Source organism: Thalassotalea sp. 273M-4 (genome assembly GCF_041410465.1).
In the GTDB taxonomy this organism is placed as follows: Bacteria; Pseudomonadota; Gammaproteobacteria; order Enterobacterales; family Alteromonadaceae; genus Thalassotalea_A; species Thalassotalea_A aquiviva.
The window spans coordinates 1,010,087-1,029,974 of the sequence record NZ_CP166961.1 but is presented as its reverse complement, the minus strand read 5'-3'; the positions used below and the strand labels follow the sequence as shown (position 1 = coordinate 1,029,974).

Annotated in this window: 21 protein-coding genes; 5 read left to right on the top strand and 16 right to left on the bottom strand. The window is 39.1% G+C overall.

Annotated features, from left to right (window positions below; translation table 11 throughout):
* Positions 1 to 13: 13 nt before the first annotated feature.
* The 4 genes from ACAY00_RS04630 to ACAY00_RS04615 all read right to left on the bottom strand — a co-directional run bounded on the left by ACAY00_RS04630 (position 14) and on the right by ACAY00_RS04615 (position 2,668).
* On the bottom strand, positions 14 to 484 hold the full coding sequence (locus ACAY00_RS04630) for a PilX N-terminal domain-containing pilus assembly protein (protein ID WP_371377890.1): 471 nt from the start codon (positions 482 to 484) through the stop codon (positions 14 to 16).
* A complete protein-coding gene (locus ACAY00_RS04625) occupies positions 475 to 1,470 on the bottom strand; it encodes a PilW family protein (protein WP_371377887.1) in 996 nt (331 codons plus the stop codon). Before ACAY00_RS04625 ends, ACAY00_RS04630 begins: the two co-directional genes overlap by 10 nt.
* A gap of 10 nt (positions 1,471 to 1,480) precedes the next feature.
* On the bottom strand, positions 1,481 to 2,032 hold the full coding sequence (gene pilV, locus ACAY00_RS04620; RefSeq protein ID WP_371377884.1) for a type IV pilus modification protein PilV: 552 nt from the start codon (positions 2,030 to 2,032) through the stop codon (positions 1,481 to 1,483).
* Positions 2,033 to 2,248: 216 nt separating this feature from the next.
* On the bottom strand, positions 2,249 to 2,668 hold the full coding sequence (locus ACAY00_RS04615) for a type IV pilin protein (RefSeq protein WP_371377880.1): 420 nt from the start codon (positions 2,666 to 2,668) through the stop codon (positions 2,249 to 2,251).
* Positions 2,669 to 2,918: 250 nt separating this feature from the next.
* Between ACAY00_RS04615 and pilV (ACAY00_RS04610) the strand changes: the two genes are divergently transcribed.
* The 4 genes from pilV (ACAY00_RS04610) to ACAY00_RS04595 are packed head-to-tail and all read left to right on the top strand — an operon-like array spanning position 2,919 to position 5,402.
* Complete coding sequence (pilV, locus tag ACAY00_RS04610; protein WP_371377877.1) at positions 2,919 to 3,524, top strand: type IV pilus modification protein PilV; 606 nt, start codon at positions 2,919 to 2,921, stop codon at positions 3,522 to 3,524.
* Positions 3,521 to 4,444 carry a PilW family protein gene (locus ACAY00_RS04605; RefSeq protein ID WP_371377874.1) on the top strand — a complete coding sequence of 308 codons (924 nt, stop codon included), beginning with the start codon at positions 3,521 to 3,523 and terminating at the stop codon, positions 4,442 to 4,444. Before pilV (ACAY00_RS04610) ends, ACAY00_RS04605 begins: the two co-directional genes overlap by 4 nt.
* A gap of 32 nt (positions 4,445 to 4,476) precedes the next feature.
* Positions 4,477 to 4,956: a hypothetical protein gene (locus tag ACAY00_RS04600; protein ID WP_371377870.1), complete on the top strand. Its 480-nt coding sequence runs from the start codon at positions 4,477 to 4,479 to the stop codon at positions 4,954 to 4,956.
* A gap of 8 nt (positions 4,957 to 4,964) precedes the next feature.
* The gene (locus ACAY00_RS04595) at positions 4,965 to 5,402 is read left to right on the top strand and encodes a type IV pilin protein (protein ID WP_371377867.1); all 438 of its coding nucleotides are present in this window, start codon (positions 4,965 to 4,967) and stop codon (positions 5,400 to 5,402) included.
* A gap of 1 nt (position 5,403) precedes the next feature.
* Here ACAY00_RS04595 and ACAY00_RS04590 read toward each other — a convergent pair whose 3' ends face one another.
* From ACAY00_RS04590 to murJ, 7 genes are all read right to left on the bottom strand, one after another.
* Positions 5,404 to 5,964, bottom strand: coding sequence for a GspH/FimT family pseudopilin (locus ACAY00_RS04590; protein WP_371377864.1), 561 nt, complete (start codon positions 5,962 to 5,964; stop codon positions 5,404 to 5,406).
* 213 nt (positions 5,965 to 6,177) lie between these two features.
* On the bottom strand, positions 6,178 to 7,107 hold the full coding sequence (gene ispH, locus ACAY00_RS04585) for a 4-hydroxy-3-methylbut-2-enyl diphosphate reductase (RefSeq protein WP_371377861.1): 930 nt from the start codon (positions 7,105 to 7,107) through the stop codon (positions 6,178 to 6,180).
* A 74-nt stretch (positions 7,108 to 7,181) separates the two neighbouring features.
* Positions 7,182 to 7,616 carry an FKBP-type peptidyl-prolyl cis-trans isomerase gene (gene fkpB, locus ACAY00_RS04580; protein WP_371377858.1) on the bottom strand — a complete coding sequence of 145 codons (435 nt, stop codon included), beginning with the start codon at positions 7,614 to 7,616 and terminating at the stop codon, positions 7,182 to 7,184.
* Position 7,617: 1 nt separating this feature from the next.
* Entirely contained in the window at positions 7,618 to 8,139 is a 522-nt protein-coding gene (gene lspA / locus ACAY00_RS04575; RefSeq protein ID WP_371379561.1) for a signal peptidase II, read from the bottom strand.
* A gap of 37 nt (positions 8,140 to 8,176) precedes the next feature.
* On the bottom strand, positions 8,177 to 10,999 hold the full coding sequence (gene ileS, locus ACAY00_RS04570; RefSeq protein ID WP_371377855.1) for an isoleucine--tRNA ligase: 2,823 nt from the start codon (positions 10,997 to 10,999) through the stop codon (positions 8,177 to 8,179).
* 15 nt (positions 11,000 to 11,014) lie between these two features.
* Positions 11,015 to 11,953, bottom strand: a complete 939-nt coding sequence (ribF, locus tag ACAY00_RS04565; protein WP_371377852.1) for a bifunctional riboflavin kinase/FAD synthetase — start codon at positions 11,951 to 11,953, stop codon at positions 11,015 to 11,017.
* Between the two features lie 212 nt (positions 11,954 to 12,165).
* Entirely contained in the window at positions 12,166 to 13,731 is a 1,566-nt protein-coding gene (gene murJ / locus ACAY00_RS04560) for a murein biosynthesis integral membrane protein MurJ (protein ID WP_371377849.1), read from the bottom strand.
* Between the two features lie 362 nt (positions 13,732 to 14,093).
* Between murJ and rpsT the strand changes: the two genes are divergently transcribed.
* Positions 14,094 to 14,354, top strand: coding sequence for a 30S ribosomal protein S20 (gene rpsT, locus ACAY00_RS04555; protein WP_371377847.1), 261 nt, complete (start codon positions 14,094 to 14,096; stop codon positions 14,352 to 14,354).
* A gap of 124 nt (positions 14,355 to 14,478) precedes the next feature.
* On the opposite strand, the gene ACAY00_RS04550 is transcribed toward rpsT, so the two are convergent.
* From ACAY00_RS04550 to ACAY00_RS04530, 5 genes are all read right to left on the bottom strand, one after another.
* A complete protein-coding gene (locus ACAY00_RS04550) occupies positions 14,479 to 16,194 on the bottom strand; it encodes a DUF6798 domain-containing protein (protein WP_371377844.1) in 1,716 nt (571 codons plus the stop codon).
* A complete protein-coding gene (locus tag ACAY00_RS04545; RefSeq protein WP_371377841.1) occupies positions 16,191 to 16,595 on the bottom strand; it encodes a GtrA family protein in 405 nt (134 codons plus the stop codon). Before ACAY00_RS04545 ends, ACAY00_RS04550 begins: the two co-directional genes overlap by 4 nt.
* Positions 16,579 to 17,511 (bottom strand): glycosyltransferase family 2 protein, encoded by a 933-nt coding sequence (locus ACAY00_RS04540; protein ID WP_371377838.1) that lies wholly within the window; start codon positions 17,509 to 17,511, stop codon positions 16,579 to 16,581. Before ACAY00_RS04540 ends, ACAY00_RS04545 begins: the two co-directional genes overlap by 17 nt.
* A gap of 806 nt (positions 17,512 to 18,317) precedes the next feature.
* Positions 18,318 to 18,521: a hypothetical protein gene (locus tag ACAY00_RS04535; RefSeq protein WP_371377835.1), complete on the bottom strand. Its 204-nt coding sequence runs from the start codon at positions 18,519 to 18,521 to the stop codon at positions 18,318 to 18,320.
* 507 nt (positions 18,522 to 19,028) lie between these two features.
* Positions 19,029 to 19,880: a thymidylate synthase gene (locus tag ACAY00_RS04530; protein WP_371377832.1), complete on the bottom strand. Its 852-nt coding sequence runs from the start codon at positions 19,878 to 19,880 to the stop codon at positions 19,029 to 19,031.
* Positions 19,881 to 19,888 lie beyond the last annotated feature (8 nt).

Below are 19,888 nucleotides of genomic sequence, written 5' to 3'. Positions count from 1 at the left end.
ATGACTATCCTAGTCAGTTACCAATTTTTAATAGTTGTTGAGCAATTCCGGATCTGAGCTCTATGGTTTGTGACTTATTACGACCGTAAGTTTTTTTCACATCCAATACCAACATGTTACATTTAAATAAATCTACCGATGACGCCATACTGCTGCGCGGACAATCTACCTCAATAGAGTCAACGTTTGCGATGTCGATATCGACTTTTACATCGTTGCCAATATTTTCTGTTGGTAACGGATAAGCTGCGGTTTCTAGCGAGAAGTCGTTATTACCATCAACTTTATGCACCTCATTAAATACAACTTTTTCGACGGCGCTTAAGGCATCTTGAGTTGCCACCATTTTTTCTTCGCTGGCCCCTGCCATTTTCATATCTGTAGTCGAGTTTTGCATCAATACCGATGCCAGTGTGGTTAAGGCAGCCAAAAATACCAGCGCGACCACTAACACCATGCCCTGTTGCTGTTTTCTTATGGCCATGATTCCTCCCGGCTATTATATAAATTTATTGTTGAACTTAATAAAAGACGGCGGTATTTATCCCCTTTGCCCGTGTTATCAACAAAACTGACATGACGATCGCCAAGCACATAAGTGTTGGTGTTTTCATAGGAGTTATCGGGATATAAATCTCGCACTAGGACGTACATTTTCACGGCTAGGATGCGGTTATAACCGGTATGATCCCAAATATTATCAGTCATTGACGAGGCAGAATAATAGCCATTTACCATACCATCGCCCGTGGTATCGACCCCGTACATAAATCGAATCATTTCAATGCCATCAACAATCGGGGTCATCGTCATTGGGGTGCTGGTATTGGTTAATTGACTTTGCATTAAGACCGGTATGTTTTCACCGTTTACCTGCTCTTGTGAAACATAATAAATGTGATGTTGAAACTCCCAATATCTTGGGTTGGAAATGGTCAAAGTTGGCGCTTGTGTTGCCGTTAAAATTTCTGCCGAGTTAAAGTTTGCATACAAATAGAAACGATCAGATTTTAAATCGGCTTGAGCGATGGGCGCCGCAATGACTCGCTTGATTTGAATAAGATCAGAGTTTATCTTGGCATCGTCAATACATCCCATCGCTGTATTGCTAGTGAGCGTCGCTCCCCATAATGTTCGGTAATGACCAACACTGGTTGGAAACGTCGCATTATTAGCGCCCTCACCTATGCAATCGGATGCCGGTGCAATTGGCGCTGGTGTACTACTGAGGTTGTCGGCATTTAAATCTGAAGGAAAGTCGCCCCAAAATCCAGTGCGCAATAACTCTTCCGTTAAAAGACTTACCGCAAAGCGACCATTTTCCTGCAGTTCACCAAAGCGGGTTGAATCATCTGTGGTGCTTTTCATTCCAACAAATACCGAAAGCACGCCAGCAAGCAAAAACAAAGCGATTGCCAGTGTTATCATAAACTCAATTAAGGTAAAACCAGACTGCGCTCTTGATTTCATCTTCATCGCCTTAATAAATAAAGGTATCGAGCAACACTTGTCGACGACCTGCGTTGGCCGTACCACAATCACTGCCACCGGTATTTGCACCGCCATCGTTAATTTCGGTGCGCGATTGCCAACTTACGACAACCTTAATTTGGTTCTGATTACGACTAATGCACCCTCGACCGTTGATCAAGCCGCCTTTTAGCACAGTGCCTTCGTAAATATCGCTTCCCATCAATTTTTGCTCCCATTCATACACGTCATTGCGTGCAACTTCATTTGAATTACATGAAGACGATGGCGAGTGGCAGCGTTTACTAGGTTGGGTAATTAGGCCTGTTCCATAGGTACCTTGGTAGATGTCTAATGATGATTGTTCTGACTTGTTGGCGCGCATACTTTCTACAATGTCTTGCGCTAAGGCCGACGCGATAGAGCGTTCTTTGGCATCAAAGTTACTTTTTTGCGCGGCAATTTGCATTCCAATAGCACCAAAAATACCGGAGGTTAAAATAAAGACCGCCACCAGTACTTCAATAAAAGTTAAACCCATTTGGTTGGATTTTATACGCATTCTATAACCACATTATTCATTATTATTATTTACTACTGACCCATATTAATGGAAAGAAGTTGATGAAATATTGACCTAAGTTAAGTTTAATTTCCAGCGTTTAAAGGCCGGAGAAACAACTGAGATACAAAAAGCACAAAATGATAATCCATCAGGGAGTAGGTAGTTAGAAATTATCGGCTACGGTAAATTAACGAAAGTCTCAAACGATTGCAATTAATCCCAACAATTTTCGCTGGTTGCCGATTTTTTCCCGGTTTCGGTAACCGTCAGTTGCTTGCATTCGCTATCGTTTACGGCCTGAGCGTTCAATGCTTGGGCTGTAAGGGTAAACTGGGTATGGTTATTGGTGGTCGTAGCACTAATTTGGTAGTAGCCAGATTCTGTTACAACGGCATTTGACGAAAACCCTAATACCGATAAATTTGGCGTATATTTGCGATTATCAGCGAAGTATTGTTCTTGCAAGTTGGCCATTTTAAGCAACTCTCGTTGCCCTTCCGTGCGATTACTTTTAGAAACAAAACTGGTGTATGTAGGCATAGCTATGGTTGCGATAATCCCAACAATAGCAATGGCGACCAATAATTCAATCAGAGAAAAGCCGTTAACGGGTTGGCGTTTATTAAACATCATACTTATGTACCACTAATTTATCATTATTTGATGATTAGTGCGCAGTGTACCACTATAAAAATCAAAACCAAGTATCTTGATTGTAACCTCTCGCCATTTCTTGCCCTTGATCAAACCAATACCACTTTACCCAAGCTTTAATTTAACCCAACGAGAGACTCAACCTGAATTAATAGCCATCAATATTTTGCAAAGCCCCAATTAGTGTCCATAATTAGCCTTGTACTCAATAACAAGGATGTTATGTTTTATGCCAACCAGTTTCCTATCTGGTGAGCTATGCTCATCTAAACCAATGTTTTATCGCATTTATGTACGGTCTTTATGTGCGCTAAAATTAACGCGCTCACCTTCCCCTCCTTGCCAAAAACATTTGTTGTTAAGAGCATCACCTGTATCAGGTTCGGGATTTAGTTTATTGGAAGTGCTAGTGGCGTTATTTATTGTCGGCTTTGCCATGTTGTCGGTGTTAAAACTTAACTTGTCTGGTTTACAGCATATGCATCAAGCCCACCATGAAAATCAGGCCAACTTACTCAGTCAGCAATTACTCCATATGGTCCAAAACAACCTGAGCGCCAAAAACAGTTATGCCTTAACGTATGGTCAAACAATTAACGCGAGTGCAGATTGTGCTCAAACTAGGTGTAGTGAGATTGAACTGGCGCACTATGAGATAAATCGTTGGCAAACTCATTTATTTCACACCATTCCTGGCGCTGTGGCGTTAGTTAAAACCACCGATAAAACGCTGTTCGTAAGTATTTATTGGCAATTAGAAAAGAAGACAAATTCGACGCTTTGCCCAGCCCCTGCTCAAAATTACCAATGTGTCGAATTTGAGTTGCGGTTATGAGCCTCTTCTATAGGCAGCATCCTCAACACGGTTTTAGCTTGGTCGAAGTGATGATTGCACTCACATTGGGGCTATTTATTTTAGCCATTGCCATTGCCCAAATTGTTGCTATCAATCGGCATGTCCTTTATGCCAATCAAGACATTCAATTAGATGAAAATGCACGTTTTGTTCAGCATCTACTGTCCAAGGATATAAAACAAGCTCGACTTTGGCGAGTGCTAAAAGCCTATAGTATTATTTCAGGTAGTGCGAACTTACCCCCTCTATCATATTCTTTGTGCCCTACGGGCAATACCGCATGGGCTCGGCAAATACAACAGGCGGTTTATGCTTTAAATGATACCAGTGATGACTATCAGTGTGTAAAAGGTGATGATTATTTGGCCTCAGATATCCTCACCTTACGGGGCTTGCAAACACCCATTCCGAGCAAAATAGATAAGGATGAATTTTACCTCAGAAGTCGAGGCTTGGAGTATAAATTCTATCGCGGCAGCCAACAACATGCTGCCGTTAATAATTTTATTGGCAGTAGCATCAACAGAGCAATCTTTGCCCATAGTTATTATATTGGCAAGACGAAAAGGCAATGCCGAAAAATAGCAATACCCGCTTTGTATTGGCAAACGCTCACGAACGGGCGCCCCCAGCAACAAGAACTGGTAAGCGGTGTTGAGCAATTACAGTTAATGTTTAGCATTGACAGTGATCAAGACTCAAAACCGGATATGTATGCTCACCCCCACCAAATTAGTCAGTGGCACCAAGTAAAGGGTATTTATATTGAGCTATTACTTCGCTCTGAATGCCCGATCACAGACGTTTCCATCAAGAAGAACTTTCAACTAGGTGATAAAGAATGGCAATTTAACGATAGTTTTCTGCGCCGTAAGTATCAATTCTACTTTCGTATTTAACCCGTTAACTTGGGCATGGAGGCCCAGAATATATGAACATAAAAAGCATCTTTAATTTACAGCGCTCTGGTGGTTTTATTTTAGCCAGTTGCCTGATCATTTTAGCCTTAGTCAGTATTTTAAGCACCCAAGCTTTTGCCAATATATTGGTTCGCCAAAGTATGCAATCGTCAGTGCATCGCCAACACCAACTTGACGATATAACTCGAAAAATCGAAGCAACAGCCAAGGAACAGATAACACAGTTAATAACCCTACAAGCAGACCTTAGCCAGCAACAGCAAGGGTTTTATCCTGCCAGTCTGGTTATTGACCCGATTGATTTTAACTGGGATAGCAAAGCGAATACCTATAGTGCTGAAAATGGCCAATACATTGTTGTTTACCTTGGTGCTCAACATAAACAAAACAAGACCGAACTTAATCATATTTTTAGTGTTTACACCTTCATTAAAAACCAACAATTGGGGTTCTCATTAACCCGCGATCTTGTTGTTATACCAGCTCAATGAGGCGCGATATGAATACCTTTAAACTCCTAGGCTTTACCTTAATCGAGTTATTAGTCAGTATGGCCATTTTTATGCTTTTGCTAAATATTGCCTACCTTGGTTTTAATCAATATCTAATTAAAGTAAGACGCACCGAAGCCACTCACGCCTTACTTGAGTTAGCCATCGCACAACAAAAATATTATCGTCAGCATCATCATTACAGCCCAAAGCTTAGTGGTAAAGACAGTCTTGGACTTGCCAGTGATGTTTCCAAGAAGGGCTATTACCAGCTAAGCAGTCAAATAAAGCGTGTTACCATTGATGGTTATGATGGGTTCATTATTAGCGCTAAAGCGATGGGATCTCAGGCCAATGATAATGATTGTAAGCGTTTCACCTTGGATCACACGTTAAAAAAGCAAGCCTTCAATGCCGCAGATAAGGTTAATAATGACTGCTGGTAGCCTATTTACAGGTGATTTGCTCGCCTTTGGCATCTTCATGATAACCATCACCATCATTATCGCGAGATAGCCTGACCCGGCCTGTTCGGGTCACAATTAATGCGCGATTAAATTCACTAACACCGCTATTAACACATAGCCTTAAAGTCCCATTTTGATGCCAAGTAAAACCATTTTGTTGAAACTGCACATAATTTCGATTTTGAAAAGCTCGCCAACTGAGGTGAAATTTAGCTATTGCGGGGGCAATATGCTGGGTTACTTGCTCGGTATCATCACGTAAATGGTTTCGGTTTTCATCCACAAAGATAATTGCCCCTTGTTGCCAACTTTTGCCACATTGTTTGCCATTTTTCGAAGGACATAAAGTGACGATATGGCCTTGACTGATTGCCGTTTGGCGGGCTAGGTGAAAAGCGCTGAACCACTTTTGACTTTCAGCTTGAACTTGGTGTTGTAAGAAAAGTTGTTGAAATGATGGCACCACAATTTTAAAAATAATGGCAACAATAGCTAAGGTGAGCATAAGCTCTACCAGGGTAAATCCTTTACCTTGTTTCATGTTAGCCTCCTGCTAAACACATGGTTGTACCATAAGCTTACACCAAAGGATAAAAACCCGCGTACAGGATAAGCGGTTTATTTACATTTGCCCTGATCCCATGAAAATGTCTATATGGCTCTTTGCGCCTTTAGGCACAAAAAACCCGGCAGTTACCGGGTTTTATTCTCGACTTTAAACATGAAAGTTTTGAGCAATGGGTATTGAGCAGGATTACCTTAGCTCGACAGGAACAGCAAATACCGTGGTTTCTTCACGGCCAGGGTTTTCAATAACCACTTTGCCTCCCATGCCTTTTAATTTTTCTATCACTCGACTTACTAAAATTTCGGGAGCAGATGCACCTGCTGTTACCCCTACTTTGTCAACGCCGTCAAGCCAAGTAGAATCAATATCTTCGGCCCCATCAATCAAATACGAGCGAGTGCCCATTTTTTCCGCTAACTCACGTAAACGGTTTGAATTCGAGCTATTTTTCGCGCCAACGACCAACAGCAAGTCGGCCTTACCAGCAATTGAACGCACAGCATCTTGACGATTTTGGGTGGCGTAGCAGATATCGTCCTTACGTGGCCCATCAATATTAGGAAACTTAGCGCGAAGAGCATCTACAACTTCAGAAGTATCATCCACCGATAAGGTGGTTTGAGAACAATAAAATAAATTGTCGGCATCTTTCACTTCCAGTTTGTCGACATCAGCAACGGACTCAACCAAGTAGATACCGCCAATCTTAGACTCATATTGGCCCATAGTACCTTCCACTTCAGGATGACCAGCATGACCAATTAAAATACATTCATGATTTTTACGTGATGCACGACTCACTTCCATATGCACTTTGGTCACTAGCGGACACGTTGCATCAAACACCTTCAGACCACGTTCTTTAGCCTGCTGACGAACGGCTTTAGACACACCATGGGCTGAAAAAATGACCGTATTATCATCAGGTACTTCGTCTAGCTCATCAACAAAAATGGCACCACGTTCTTTTAATCCGTTGACCACAAATTTATTGTGTACCACTTCGTGGCGCACATAAATCGGCGCATCGAAAATATCCAAAGCCCTGTCAACAATACTGATTGCTCGGTCGACACCGGCACAAAAGCCACGAGGGTTGGCTAAAATGATTTCCATAATTTTGTTAAAACCTATTTAAATTTCTTGCAGACTCATTTGAGTCGTATTTATCGAGATGGTTCCAGTAGCCGTTAATGGATTTCGACCACATCGACGTTAAATGTTATTGCTTGACCTGCCAATGGATGATTAAAATCGACAGTAACAGACAAATCATTCACTTCCCTAATAACCCCGGGAATTTCACCACCTGGTTGGGTAAACGTTACGATACTGCCAACTTCAGCCGGTGCCTCAGAAGAAAATTTAGTACGGTCAACATAGTGAATATTGTCTGGATTTACCTCACCAAAAGCGTCTTTAGCTTCTAAAGTAAACTCTTTGCTATCACCTTCTTTTAAGCCTACAAGCTGTTGCTCAAAGGCTGGAGAGAGGCTGTTATCACCTAAGTTCACGCGAGCGGGTTTATTATTTACTTTCGTACTGTCGGCAGCAGAGCCGTCAGACAATGTCATGGTGATATGCATCAATAAGGATGAATGAGTGTCTACGACCTTAGTGCTCATACTACTTAACTCCAATTTGGCTACTGTTTTTTTGGTTATCTTGTTTGTCTTGTTTAAAGGCATCGATAATCATCAAAGCGGCACCAATAAATATGGCGCTGTCAGCAATATTAAATGCTGGCCAATGATACGTTCCGACATAAAAGTCGAGAAAATCGATAACATAACCAAATAAAACGCGATCAATTAAATTGCCTAATGCGCCACTTAAAATGAGCGCAAAAGCAAGATTTATTAATGTTTGATGTTTTGGTGTTTTGGCCATCCAAAACACCAATAGCGCACTGATAAAAACGGCTATAGCGGAAAAAAACCAGCGTTGCCAACCGCCTTGGTCGGCAAGAAAACTAAAGGCCGCACCTGGATTATGCACGTATGTAAAGTTAAAAAATGGCAACACTGAAATAGACTCTCTATAGTCCATTAAAGCAACCACAGTGTGCTTACTGACTTGGTCTAATACCAGCATAGCAAGCGCTAACCACCACCAGCGTAACCCGGTTTCATTAAACAATGACTTCATTGACATATTAACGGCCTTGTCTTTCTATTGTTTTATCTTAAGCAAATTGACGTGATTCGCCTTCACCATCGACATTAGTGACACATCGTGAACACAGTTCAGGGTGTTGCTCATCCTGTCCAACATCGTCAGTGTAGTGCCAACAACGCTCACACTTAGTTCCTGTTGAGGCGCTTAGGGTTAACCATAAACCTTCCACTTCAGTATCAATAACATCCACGGGTTTTTCGCTGACGCCAACCACTTTCGCGGCTGAGGTAAGCAACACAAAGCGTAACTCTTCGCCAATCATCTCTAGCTTTTCAGCTAATTCAGGCGTTGCATATAAAGTGACCTCAGCTTGTAATGTAGCCCCCACAACCTCATCGCGACGAGCTTTTTCTAGGGCTTTGTTTACTTCGGTTCTTACGTTTAGCAAGGTATTCCAAAATTCGTTATTAAAGTGACCATCTTGCGCCAGCTTTTCTAGACCTTCAAACCAAACACCTGTGAAAACAAATTCTTCGCGCTCACCCGGTAATGCCGACCAAATTTCTTGTGCGGTGAACGACATAATAGGTGCCATCCAACGAACTAATGCTTCTGCAATCAGGTATAAAGCGGTCTGACATGAGCGACGTGCATTACCGTCGGCTTTCGCCGTATATTGACGGTCTTTAATAATGTCTAAGTAGAAACCACCTAACTCCGAAGTACAGAAATTCATGATCTTTTGTACCACGCTATGGAATTCATACTTGTTGTAGGCATCAATAATTTCGTCTTGAAGTTCCGCAGCACGACTGACAACCCAACGATCTAAAGCGACCATATCATTAAACGCTACGGTATGTTTGGCCGGCTCAAAACCATTGATGTTGGCCAACAAGAAACGTGACGTATTACGGATACGACGATAAGCATCAGCTTGGCGCTTAAAGATCTCATCAGATACGGTAATTTCTTGGGTGTAGTTCACCGATGCAACCCACAAACGTAAAATATCGGCACCCATTTTGTTGGTGATTTCACTCGGGGTAATAACATTACCCAGTGATTTAGACATTTTATGCCCTTTAACATCAACCGTGAAACCATGAGTAAGCACTTCTTTATAAGGTGCTTTACCTGTCATCGCAACAGATGACATCATCGATGACATAAACCAACCTCGGTGCTGGTCACTGCCTTCTAGGTACAAGTCAGCGATGCCGTCAAATTCTTCACGGGCATTAATAACGGAGTAATGGGTTACACCTGAATCAAACCATACGTCCAAAGTATCTGGTACTTTGACATAATCAGCGGCTTCATCACCTAATAATTCTTTTGGCTCCAAATCAAACCATGCTTGAATGCCTTCTTTCTCCACACGCTTTGCGACTTCTTCAATCAACTCAACACTGCGAGGGTGCAATGCGCTGGTATCTTTGTGAATAAATAAGGCAATTGGTACACCCCAAGTACGCTGACGAGAAATACACCAATCAGGGCGCCCCTCGACCATTTTTTCAATACGACTTTGGCCCCAATCAGGGATCCACTTAGTTTTACCAATTTCAGCTAACGAGTCTTGACGTAACCCCTTTTGATCCATGCTGATAAACCATTGCGGTGTTGCACGGAAAATAATTGGGGTTTTATGGCGCCAGCAATGCGGGTAAGAGTGCTCATAAGCATGATGATGCATTAAGGCACTACGCTCTTTTAACACTTCAACGACGCTGTCATTCGCTTTAAATACATGTTGACCGGCAAACAGCTCAGTATCTTCAAGATAAACACCATTAGCGCCAACCGGGTTTGCCACTTCTAAATTGTAGTTGCGACCTACATTAAAGTCATCAACACCATGACCTGGCGCCGTATGTACACAGCCGGTACCTGAATCAGTGGTGACGTGTTCGCCTAAAACAATCGGTACGGTAAAGTCATAAAATGGGTGACTTACACGAATGTTTTCTAATGCAGAACCTTTACAGAAACCAAGGTTATGGAATTTTTCAATACCAAATCTGTCCATACAATCTTGTACAAGATCTGATGCTAAAATAACACGCTGTGGCCCTTGCTCAGTTTCAACTTGCACTAATGCATATTGCAATTCAGGGTGAACAGACACCGCACGGTTAGCCGGTAAAGTCCATGGTGTGGTTGTCCAGATAACAATCGAAATCGGACCATGCCCTGCATGTCCTTCTGGGTGTGAGAAGTAGTTCGCAAGAGAATCATCGGCAGCAAATTTCACATCAATAGCTGGTGACACTTTGTCTTTGTATTCCACTTCAGCTTCAGCCAATGCCGAGCCACAGTCTGTACACCAATGAACAGGTTTAAAACCTTGATGAAGATGACCGTTTTCAGTAATTTTACCCAAGGCGCGGATAATATTTGCTTCGGTGTCAAAGTTCATCGTTAAATATGGGTTTTCCCAATCGGCAAATACGCCCAAACGTTTAAAGTCTTCACGTTGACCGTCAACTTGCTTTTGCGCGTATTCACGACATTTTTGGCGAAATTCTGCTGAGCTTAGCTTTTTACCTGGCTTACCCCATTTTTTTTCTACCACTAACTCAATTGGTAATCCATGACAATCCCAGCCAGGCACATAAGGTGAGTTGAAATCAGATAAGGTTTTAGACTTTACAATGATATCTTTTAAGATTTTATTAACTGAGTGACCTAAATGAATATTGCCGTTGGCGTATGGAGGACCATCGTGCAAAATAAATGATTTTTTGCCCTTTTTGGCGGCGCGAATTTTGCCGTACAGGTCTTTTTCAGCCCATTCTTTTAGCATTTTTGGCTCGCGCTGTGGCAAGTTTCCGCGCATTGGAAACGCGGTATCAGGTAAATTTAAGGTGTGTTTATAGTCACTCATTGAATCATTTATCCGTTAATTTCGGTTAATTAAGGCCTGCACATATTGGCGAGCCTGTTCACTATCTTTCGCAATTTGTTCGGTCAGCGCAGCTAAAGAGTCAAATCGACGCTCTTCACGCAACTTATGCAACAAGGTTACATCAATTTGCTGACCATAAATTTCTTTTTGGAAGTTAAACAAATGCACTTCCAATTGTTGCCTTACCCCATTAATGGTAGGACGAGAGCCAATATTAGCTACGCCATAATACATATTGTTTGCCAGCTTGGCTTGAACAACATAAACCCCTTTTACTGGAGAAACACAACGTTTTAATAATACGTTTGCGGTGGGAAAACCAAGGTTTCGCCCCTGTTTATCACCGTGCACTACTCGACCAGAAATACTATACTGACGCCCCAACATACGCTCGGCTTCAGCGATATGGTCTTGTTGTAGTGCTTTACGAATTTCAGTACTGGAAATTCGACAGTCTTGTACCATGTAGCTAGCGGTATCATTTACCCCAAAGCCCAGACGCTGACCTTCTTTTACTAACATTGAAAAATCACCTTGACGATTTTTTCCAAAATGAAAATCATCACCAATGATCAAATGTTTTATACCTAGCTTTTCAACTAACAAATGCTCAACAAAGTATTCTGCACTTTGACTGGCAAACTTATGGTTGAAATTTACACAGATTAAACGTTTTACGCCTAATTCTTGTAATAAGCGATATTTATCGCGTAAACGGGTTAATCTTGCTGGTGCCATTTGCGGGTTAAACAATTCTTGAGGTTGTGGTTCAAACACCATAACGGCAGGTATCAAGTTTAACCGTGTTGCTTTTTCAACCAACGCAGAAATGACCCGCTGATGCCCTAAATGAACACCATCAAAATTGCCAATTGTTAATACACAACCTCGATGTACATCACGTATATTGTGTATTCCTCGCACTAGTTCCATCAACCTTTATTTATCCCGTAGCTAAGATCCATATCGAAGCGTTTTTATCCTCTGATGTTAAATTTTAACCCTTGATATAAATAAATGGGGTATTTCACCATAAAAACCGACGAATTATATCTTAGTGAGCTCGAATAATCAGCACAATAACGTAAGATCAGTGGTAATTGCTGTTTATTTCACCAACCCCAACAAAATTATGCCTTTAAACCTTATTTTACTGTAAAGTCTTTTACCCTAACGCCAAAGAGCAACACACTGATAAAATAGCCAATTGCACCGATAATAATCAGTTTGCTTAGCATCCATATTTTTTCCATGCTACTAAACAATAACCACTGTGCAAACGGTGGTGAAAAATAATATAGCGCCATCGCCATGATTGCTGATGACAGTATTAATTTAAAGACCGTAATTTTGGTGCTCTTATCTAAGTGATAAACGCCGAGAGATTTTAACCCACGATACAATAATACCGCATTAAGGGTGGCAGATAAGGCTGTTGCCATTGCCAAACCAATGTAGCCTAAAAATGGGGCTAAACAAAGGTTAAACGCCATATTGGCAATCATCGCTTTAACCCCTATAACGACCGGAGTTTTGGTATCTTGGCGGGCATAATAACCAGGTGCTAACACTTTTATGACCATAAAACTTAACAGCCCCGATAAATAAGCAAACAATGCGTATGAAACTTGGGTTACATCAATATGGGTAAACTCACCTCGCATAAACAGCACAATAATAATCGGTTGCGCCAACACCATCAGCCCAGCCATTGCTGGCCAACCTAACAAGCTAATCACCTTTATCGCCCAATTTAATGTGGCAGAAAACTCCACGGCATTTTGCTTGGTGTGCAGCCTTGCCAAACTTGGCAAAATAACCGTAGCAATACCAATACCAAATAAACCTAGTGGGAATTCAAGTAAACGATCGGCGTAATATAACCAACTGATTGAACCTGTCACTAAGAAACTGGCAATTAAAGTGTCTAATAGTAAATTAATTTGGGTCACCGACACGCCAAATAAAGCAGGCAGTAACAATTTGCGGATTTTTTTTACCCCGCTGTGTTGCCATCCCCAACTTGGTTTCACCAACGCCCCAGCCTTAATTAAAAAAGGAATTTGAAATAAAAACTGCGTCAAGCCACCAAAAAACACGCCCCAAGCTAACGCAAAAGCAGGCTGTTCAAACATTGGTGAGGCATAAATAGCGGCACCTATAATGCACACATTTAGCAACACAGGGGTAAACGCCGCCGCCCCAAACTTACCTAAAGTATTTAATATTGCACCGGACAACGCAGTTAAACTAATAAACCACAAATAGGGAAAGGTAATTTTTAATAGTATGGAAGCAAGTTCAAATTTGTCCGAGCTTTGCCCATCATTAAACCAATCTAAAAACCAGCCAAAACCAAATAGAGCAACAAAAACAGGCGAAGCGATCACCCCAATGGCAGTAACTAAACTAACGATAACCCCTAAAGTCCCACTGACTTTCGCTATCAGCTCTTGAGTATGGTGCGTACCATCTTGCGCATCTTTTTCTTGATACTCACTTAAGACAGGAACGAAAGCTTGGGCAAAAGCCCCTTCTGCGAACAATCGACGTAAAAAGTTTGGGATTTTATTTGCGAAGAAAAAAACATCAGCACCGGCATTGGTACCAATTTTGTCAGCTATCACAATATCGCGAACCAATCCGAGGACTCGAGATACCAAAGTCATAAAACTGACGATCATCCCTGATTTAAGCAATTTTCTGCTCAAGACTGAAGCTCCTGTTTAAAAATGCGCTTACGGCTAAGTTATTATAATGCTCTATTGTAAGGGTATTTTTAAATCTGTGTACATCTAATCTGCCATTAATATGAGATTTCCGGCCTATGTTTGTTCATTTCTTTACAAATACATACAGAAAATGTGGATTGATGATGTACCCAAGCCCCTTTTTAATGGTATCATCCCCCCCTGATAACGACGCCTGTTTACAGATAATGTCTGTGGATTTCTCTTGAAGTATCCATCAATCGTATGATTAATCGATAAAGTGTTTGACAAAACATCAAAAAACAGGCATATTTCACCGCCTTAAATTATGGCTATATTTATTAAATTTTTAGGAGTTCACCTTGGCTAACTCTAAGTCTGCTAAGAAGCGCGCTATCCAATCTGAGAAGCGTCGCCAACACAATGCAAGTCGTCGCTCAATGATGCGCACTTACTTGAAAAAAGTTTACGCTGCTCTAGAAGCTGGTAACAAAGAAGCTGCAACACAAGAGTTTGCTGTTGCTGCTCCAATTTTAGACCGTTACGCAAGTAAAGGTTTAATTCACAAAAACAAAGCTGCTCGTGCTAAGAGCCGCTTGAATGCTAAAATCAAAGCTCTTTAATTTTGTTTTGATTCGCATAAAAAAAACCGGCTTAGGCCGGTTTTTTTATATCTTTAGTTTTATCTTCTCAAACTAGATAATGCTCACTGATACTCAATTCGAGTGATATTGTGTCAACTAAAAATTATACATTAATCAAATATACGCTAAATTTGTTATTAGTGAAGACGACAGGAAAAGGAAGTTTGTCGTTATTCTGTTTTTGAGTTAATTTATGTTCCTTATTTAACATTACCAGATAATTAAAGTGATATTTATTTTTTAGCTGTTTAATTCTCTCTTCTGTCATAGAATTAAATCCAGTGGTTGCATCTACACGAGTTTTAACTCCCTTTATTCCAGAAACATCTTCCATCCTTGAATACCATTCAACCACCCCGTTAGGATCTATAGGGGTTGATTTCCAATCGACAATGATAGCTCGTCTCGACCAAAATCTAAATTTGTACATTTGTGGGGGGGTTAGAAAAACGCTATCAATAGAAGTAAGCGAGATCCAATCATACAGTTCAATCTCTTCGGATTGCAGAGGTTTAAGTGAAAACTTAAGAGAATTATTTTTTTCTTTATTTATTGTATTTATACTTGCCACTAAAATAGATAGAACACTACTTAACAATATGAGTTTGCCTTTGTAGCCCCGACTGGCTTTTACCTCAAAAAGGTTATAAACGAATAAAATCGACACTGGCATTATAAAAAGTAACAAAACAAGCACCTTAGCTATGTAAATGTCTTGAAAATATAACATATGCCTAAAATATAAAATGCAACCAAGATAAAAAAGGCCAGCACAATAGAGTAACCTTCTATTGCCTTTGTGTAGTAGGTTTTGGGAAAGTGCTACCTCAAAGAATGCTGATAAGAAAATAATCAGAGAAAGTAATTCCCAAAAGGGTGCTATTCGCCAAAAGAACAATTTAGATATAACAGGTGTAAATACTATTGCCGTAAATATATATGAAAAGAAAAGTGTTAATGTTAGCCCCCAATATAAAGCGAATATTCTCATGTTTATTAAGGACTTTTTGTCAATAATAAGTAAGCCTGAAAAACCTATAGCCCCCCACCCCAATAATTTCAAAAAGTCCATAGAATAATGACTCGGATTATAGTGATGAGGAGAACGAATAAATAAAAATATATCACCAGCTTTATCAGCATACTGAGAATCTATCATGCTCATTAAAAATGGGAGCTTCCAAAGAAAAACCATTAACATTAGGCTGAATTGAAGGATACATCGATTAAAGAAGTTCTCTCTACCTAAAACTAAATGGGCCACTCCTAGGTATACAAAGGCAATGAGTAAAAAATTAATATGAAAGAGCCCCCCAAAAGCAAGGCAAGCCCCCGAATAAAAGTAATTCTGTCTTGTAAAGAAAAAAAGACCTAGGATTGTAAATAAACTGCCAATTGAAGATGGCTGAAAAATACTGGAATATATATAACTATGCCCGACACTTTGGGTTCGATCTATTAATATAACAGTCAAAACAAAAAGAAATACATAGTTTGCGTATCTTGGTGTGAGGCTTCTAATTAACATGTATATTACATAGATAGAAATAATTTTGGTAATAACTTCAAGAACAGCAGTCCCCCAATTAAGTGGGATCTTAGAAAAATTGAATATCAATATAATTAAATGAAATAAGTCGTGATAATGTACAGTTTTGCTAGCAAACCAATCATTTACAAATAAACTTGGATCGATAATTTGTAAAGCGTTAATTAAATATGTATTTTGATTACTCTCGCCATATGTAAAGCCAAAAGATAAAGCTACGAAAAGGGTAAGTATTGCTAGGATTACACCCCACCATGAAAACTTCATCATTTATTGAATATCCAGAATTTGTTGATGGTAAAATTTAGCACAGTGATAAAAGCCATTACGGTAAGCCACAACAAGCTAATATAGGATTGAAAATAAAAGTTTAAAATATGGAGCAATAATGCACTTAAAATCATCAATAGAATTTGGCAAAATATAAAAAGAAACAAAGTCAACCTAATTTTTTTCTGACTTTTAAATGTCCAAGCATTATTCCAAGCATAACTCCAACCAATACCAATGCTGTAAGAAAATAACTGAGAGATGAAAACAGGAAGCCCAAGCAGACTAAAAAAAAATAAAAAGCTAATATAACTAATTAATGTATTACTTAAGCCAACAATAAAGAACTTGGATAATTTATCATCTTTTAAAAGAAAAAAAATCTTAGCTTTCGGTGTCATCTTGGATTAAGTACCTAGGTCTATTTTGTAATGAAATATGTATTCTAGCTATATAAGCCCCAATAATCCCTAGAATAATAAATAAGATACCAAATAGAAAAGAAATTATCCCTACTGTAGAGGCCCAACCAGGAACTACTTCACCTCTAAACGTCTGAATAAGAACATATATAAGTTCGAAAAATGCCAATAAACTGGTTATAACACCTAAACCAATTCCGATAATTAATGGCTTTGTTGAGAATGATATTATCGACCCTTTCGCAAAATTTATCATTTTCATTAGAGTATATTTAGAGTCGCCAGAAAAACGTTTTTCAGCTTTATATGGAATAGTAGTAGACTTATAGCCTAACCACTCTACGGCACCACGAAGAAACAAGTCTACATCTTTTAATTTCAATAATTCGTCTAATACTTTACGATCAAGTAAGCGAAAATCAGATGTTCCATGATTCATTTCAACATCAGTAAAAAACGAAAAAACACGATAAAATAGAGACGAAGTGTAACGTTTGAAAACAGGTGAAACTTCAATATCATCACGTTGAGTATTTACTATTAATGCTCCTTCTTTGTGCTCATGCAAAAGATCTTTTATTAAGCTTGGTGGGTGTTGCAAATCCCCATCCATCGATATGATGGCTTGCCCTTTAGCCATTGACAATCCGGCTAAAAGAGCGTGTTGGTGACCAAAATTTCTAGCAAGTTTAAACCCATTTAAAAACTTATATTCTTTCCCCAGTTTTTTAATTAATCCCCAAGTATCATCAGTACTACCATCGTCCACTAGAATGACTTCAAATGAAACGTTTAAAGATCCGACGTTTTCACTCAAACATCTGAGTAATCTATCAATATTCGAATACTCATTAAAAACAGGGATTACAATTGAAAGAAAAGGGCGACTGTTCATTTAGCTCTCTTTATTATATTGAACATTGGTTAAACTAGAATCTTTACCACGAACAAAATCAATTAAAACTACATCTAATTAACTAATATTTAGATTTTTAGATTAAAGCAAAAGCCTCAGCACATAAAGCTTATTTTTAAGATACTATAAGATATTCAGTATAAATAGTTATTACTTATGGAGATATTGAGTTACGCTGCAGTTGAATTTAGTTCGTAATGTTTTATCGTTTAACCTATTTTTTCTCTTTGCCAGCCTTAAAATATTACGTTACTTGAGTTATATCATAAGTAACAACCGAACTAATTCTTCTTGTTGAAATTGTCGATTAATTCATAAAACTCAGTAAATTCGATGCAACAAACCGTGACATGTTAAATTTTCACATTTATTGGCACCGCAAACTAAAGTGGCGGTAAAACATCTATTATTGGTGCTAGCAAATTAACAAAAACAGGCACTAGCCACCGATAAAAATCAGATGAATGAGCATAGGGCCAGCTAAAAATTTTTGTGGGCTATAATATTGTCTAAACTTAATTAAACTAAACTTAATTAAACTAAACTTAATTAAACTAACTTTGATTCTGAACTTTCACAACCAAGGCAATACTAAAATTCTATTATTTAAAATAAAATAAGACAAATAGAAATCCCAATGGCGATAGTAAGACTTATAGTGAAGAGATAATAATTAGCGTTTTTATTACGTTTCCAGGCTGAATGCCCCTGTTTCCGCCAGTTTTCATGTTTCATAGATAAAATCCTATTAACATCAGGCTCTATAAAGAGCCTGATAAAAATGATTAGTAAGCAAGGCTTTTATATATATAAGTACTGGTTGTTACAATGCTTAATCCGATCATTGTAATTGGAAACCAAGCCGGTGCTGACCCTGCAACAGCAATTGCGACACCAATTCCAACAATGCTTATATTAGTTCCTATAGCCCCTTCTTGAGAAATCCCACCAGTAACAGCTTGTACTTCATCGAGGTTTAATTCTTTCATAAACATAATCTTCGTATATCGATTATGTTTGTTGTGTTCAAATTTGTACACCTTAGCTTAAAAGCTAAGACGTACATTTCTAGTGACTGATTTATATTTATTAAATCCTTTAAATCAGCCAACGTTATTATCTAGATAAGCACTTATACTTTACTAGAGAATTCTTTAATTTCTAAATCTAAGCCATGGTTAAGAATTTATTAAATATTATTTGGATAGCAACTAGTGTGTTGAATAGTTTTAGTAAATAAGGTTATGACTATCATAAGTGCAAAGTGATGAGGTAAAGTTTCCTTACTCAAAATGACATGTCCCTTTTCTATCATTAATAAGTAAATATTAGTAACCGTTTGAGATTTTAACTACGGTTGCTGTTATATCAATTCCCCTGACAAACTCATCTAAAAGAATTAAAGAGTCAATTATTGTCTTTAAAGAATTGATAAATCTTGAGATTTGATTGGTTGCACTAAGTTATAAAAATAACCTAGTGCAAATTTGACAAAGCTATACCGAAAATGGGTATTGAATAGGGTCATGGTGTTCATAACCCACCACTTCAAAGTCATCCATTGTCACCCAAGTTTCGAGATCTTTAAGTGATTTAATTTTTGGATTTATTTTTAATTGTGGTGATGCCAATGGTTCTCGTTTTAATTGAACATCGCGCATAAGCTCAAGTTGATCTTCATAAATATGCGCATTAACAATTTTATGATATGCGGTTCCTGCTTTATGACCGGTAATTTGCGCCATTAAAGCTAAAAAGGTGAAAACTTGAATTTGATTGAAATTTAGCCCTAGCGGCACATCGCATGAACGTTGAAAGCTGGTTAGGTATAACGTATCACCAAGCAATGAAAAGTTGTGGGTGTGCATACAAGGTCTTAGGCACCCCATATGAAACTCACCAGGGTTGTAAAAGGTAATAATTTCACCGCGATCATCAATACCGTTTTTAAGGTTATCGACGACTTTTTTAAGCTGGTCAATGTGGCCGCCATCGGGTTTGTTCCACGAACGCCCTTGTACACCATAAACACGGCCCATATCGTCTTCGCCTTTACGGTATGGGTTATTTAACCAGGCACTGTTCTCATTGGCATTAGCATCCCAAGTTCGGGTACCTAAAGCCCTAAAATCAGCGGCATTATCATAGCCTTTGATATAACCTAATAACTCAGCGATAGCTGCTTTATAAAAACTTTTACGGGTAGTGATCAAAGGAAACTTATTCTCACCAACCTGATATTCCAGATCGGCATTAATAACGGTTAAGCAACGCTTACCTGTACGCTTGTTATCGACCCATACTCCTTGATCAATAATGCGTTGACATAAATCTAAATACTGTCTCATTGTCGTTC

Bases quoted from the DNA above. Each gene is read 5' to 3' on its own strand.
- ACAY00_RS04630 (WP_371377890.1), bottom strand. From the start codon at position 484: ATGGCCATAAGAAAACAGCAACAGGGCATGGTGTTAGTGGTCGCGCTG.
- ACAY00_RS04625 (WP_371377887.1), bottom strand. From the start codon at position 1,470: ATGAAATCAAGAGCGCAGTCTGGTTTTACCTTAATTGAGTTTATGATA.
- pilV (WP_371377884.1), bottom strand. From the start codon at position 2,032: ATGCGTATAAAATCCAACCAAATGGGTTTAACTTTTATTGAAGTACTG.
- ACAY00_RS04615 (WP_371377880.1), bottom strand. From the start codon at position 2,668: ATGATGTTTAATAAACGCCAACCCGTTAACGGCTTTTCTCTGATTGAA.
- pilV (WP_371377877.1), top strand. From the start codon at position 2,919: ATGCCAACCAGTTTCCTATCTGGTGAGCTATGCTCATCTAAACCAATG.
- ACAY00_RS04605 (WP_371377874.1), top strand. From the start codon at position 3,521: ATGAGCCTCTTCTATAGGCAGCATCCTCAACACGGTTTTAGCTTGGTC.
- ACAY00_RS04600 (WP_371377870.1), top strand. From the start codon at position 4,477: ATGAACATAAAAAGCATCTTTAATTTACAGCGCTCTGGTGGTTTTATT.
- ACAY00_RS04595 (WP_371377867.1), top strand. From the start codon at position 4,965: ATGAATACCTTTAAACTCCTAGGCTTTACCTTAATCGAGTTATTAGTC.
- ACAY00_RS04590 (WP_371377864.1), bottom strand. From the start codon at position 5,964: ATGAAACAAGGTAAAGGATTTACCCTGGTAGAGCTTATGCTCACCTTA.
- ispH (WP_371377861.1), bottom strand. From the start codon at position 7,107: ATGGAAATCATTTTAGCCAACCCTCGTGGCTTTTGTGCCGGTGTCGAC.
- fkpB (WP_371377858.1), bottom strand. From the start codon at position 7,616: ATGAGCACTAAGGTCGTAGACACTCATTCATCCTTATTGATGCATATC.
- lspA (WP_371379561.1), bottom strand. From the start codon at position 8,139: ATGAAGTCATTGTTTAATGAAACCGGGTTACGCTGGTGGTGGTTAGCG.
- ileS (WP_371377855.1), bottom strand. From the start codon at position 10,999: ATGAGTGACTATAAACACACCTTAAATTTACCTGATACCGCGTTTCCA.
- ribF (WP_371377852.1), bottom strand. From the start codon at position 11,953: ATGGAACTAGTGCGAGGAATACACAATATACGTGATGTACATCGAGGT.
- ACAY00_RS04550 (WP_371377844.1), bottom strand. From the start codon at position 16,194: ATGATGAAGTTTTCATGGTGGGGTGTAATCCTAGCAATACTTACCCTT.
- ACAY00_RS04545 (WP_371377841.1), bottom strand. From the start codon at position 16,595: ATGACACCGAAAGCTAAGATTTTTTTTCTTTTAAAAGATGATAAATTA.
- ACAY00_RS04540 (WP_371377838.1), bottom strand. From the start codon at position 17,511: ATGAACAGTCGCCCTTTTCTTTCAATTGTAATCCCTGTTTTTAATGAG.
- ACAY00_RS04535 (WP_371377835.1), bottom strand. From the start codon at position 18,521: ATGAAAGAATTAAACCTCGATGAAGTACAAGCTGTTACTGGTGGGATT.
- ACAY00_RS04530 (WP_371377832.1), bottom strand. From the start codon at position 19,880: ATGAGACAGTATTTAGATTTATGTCAACGCATTATTGATCAAGGAGTA.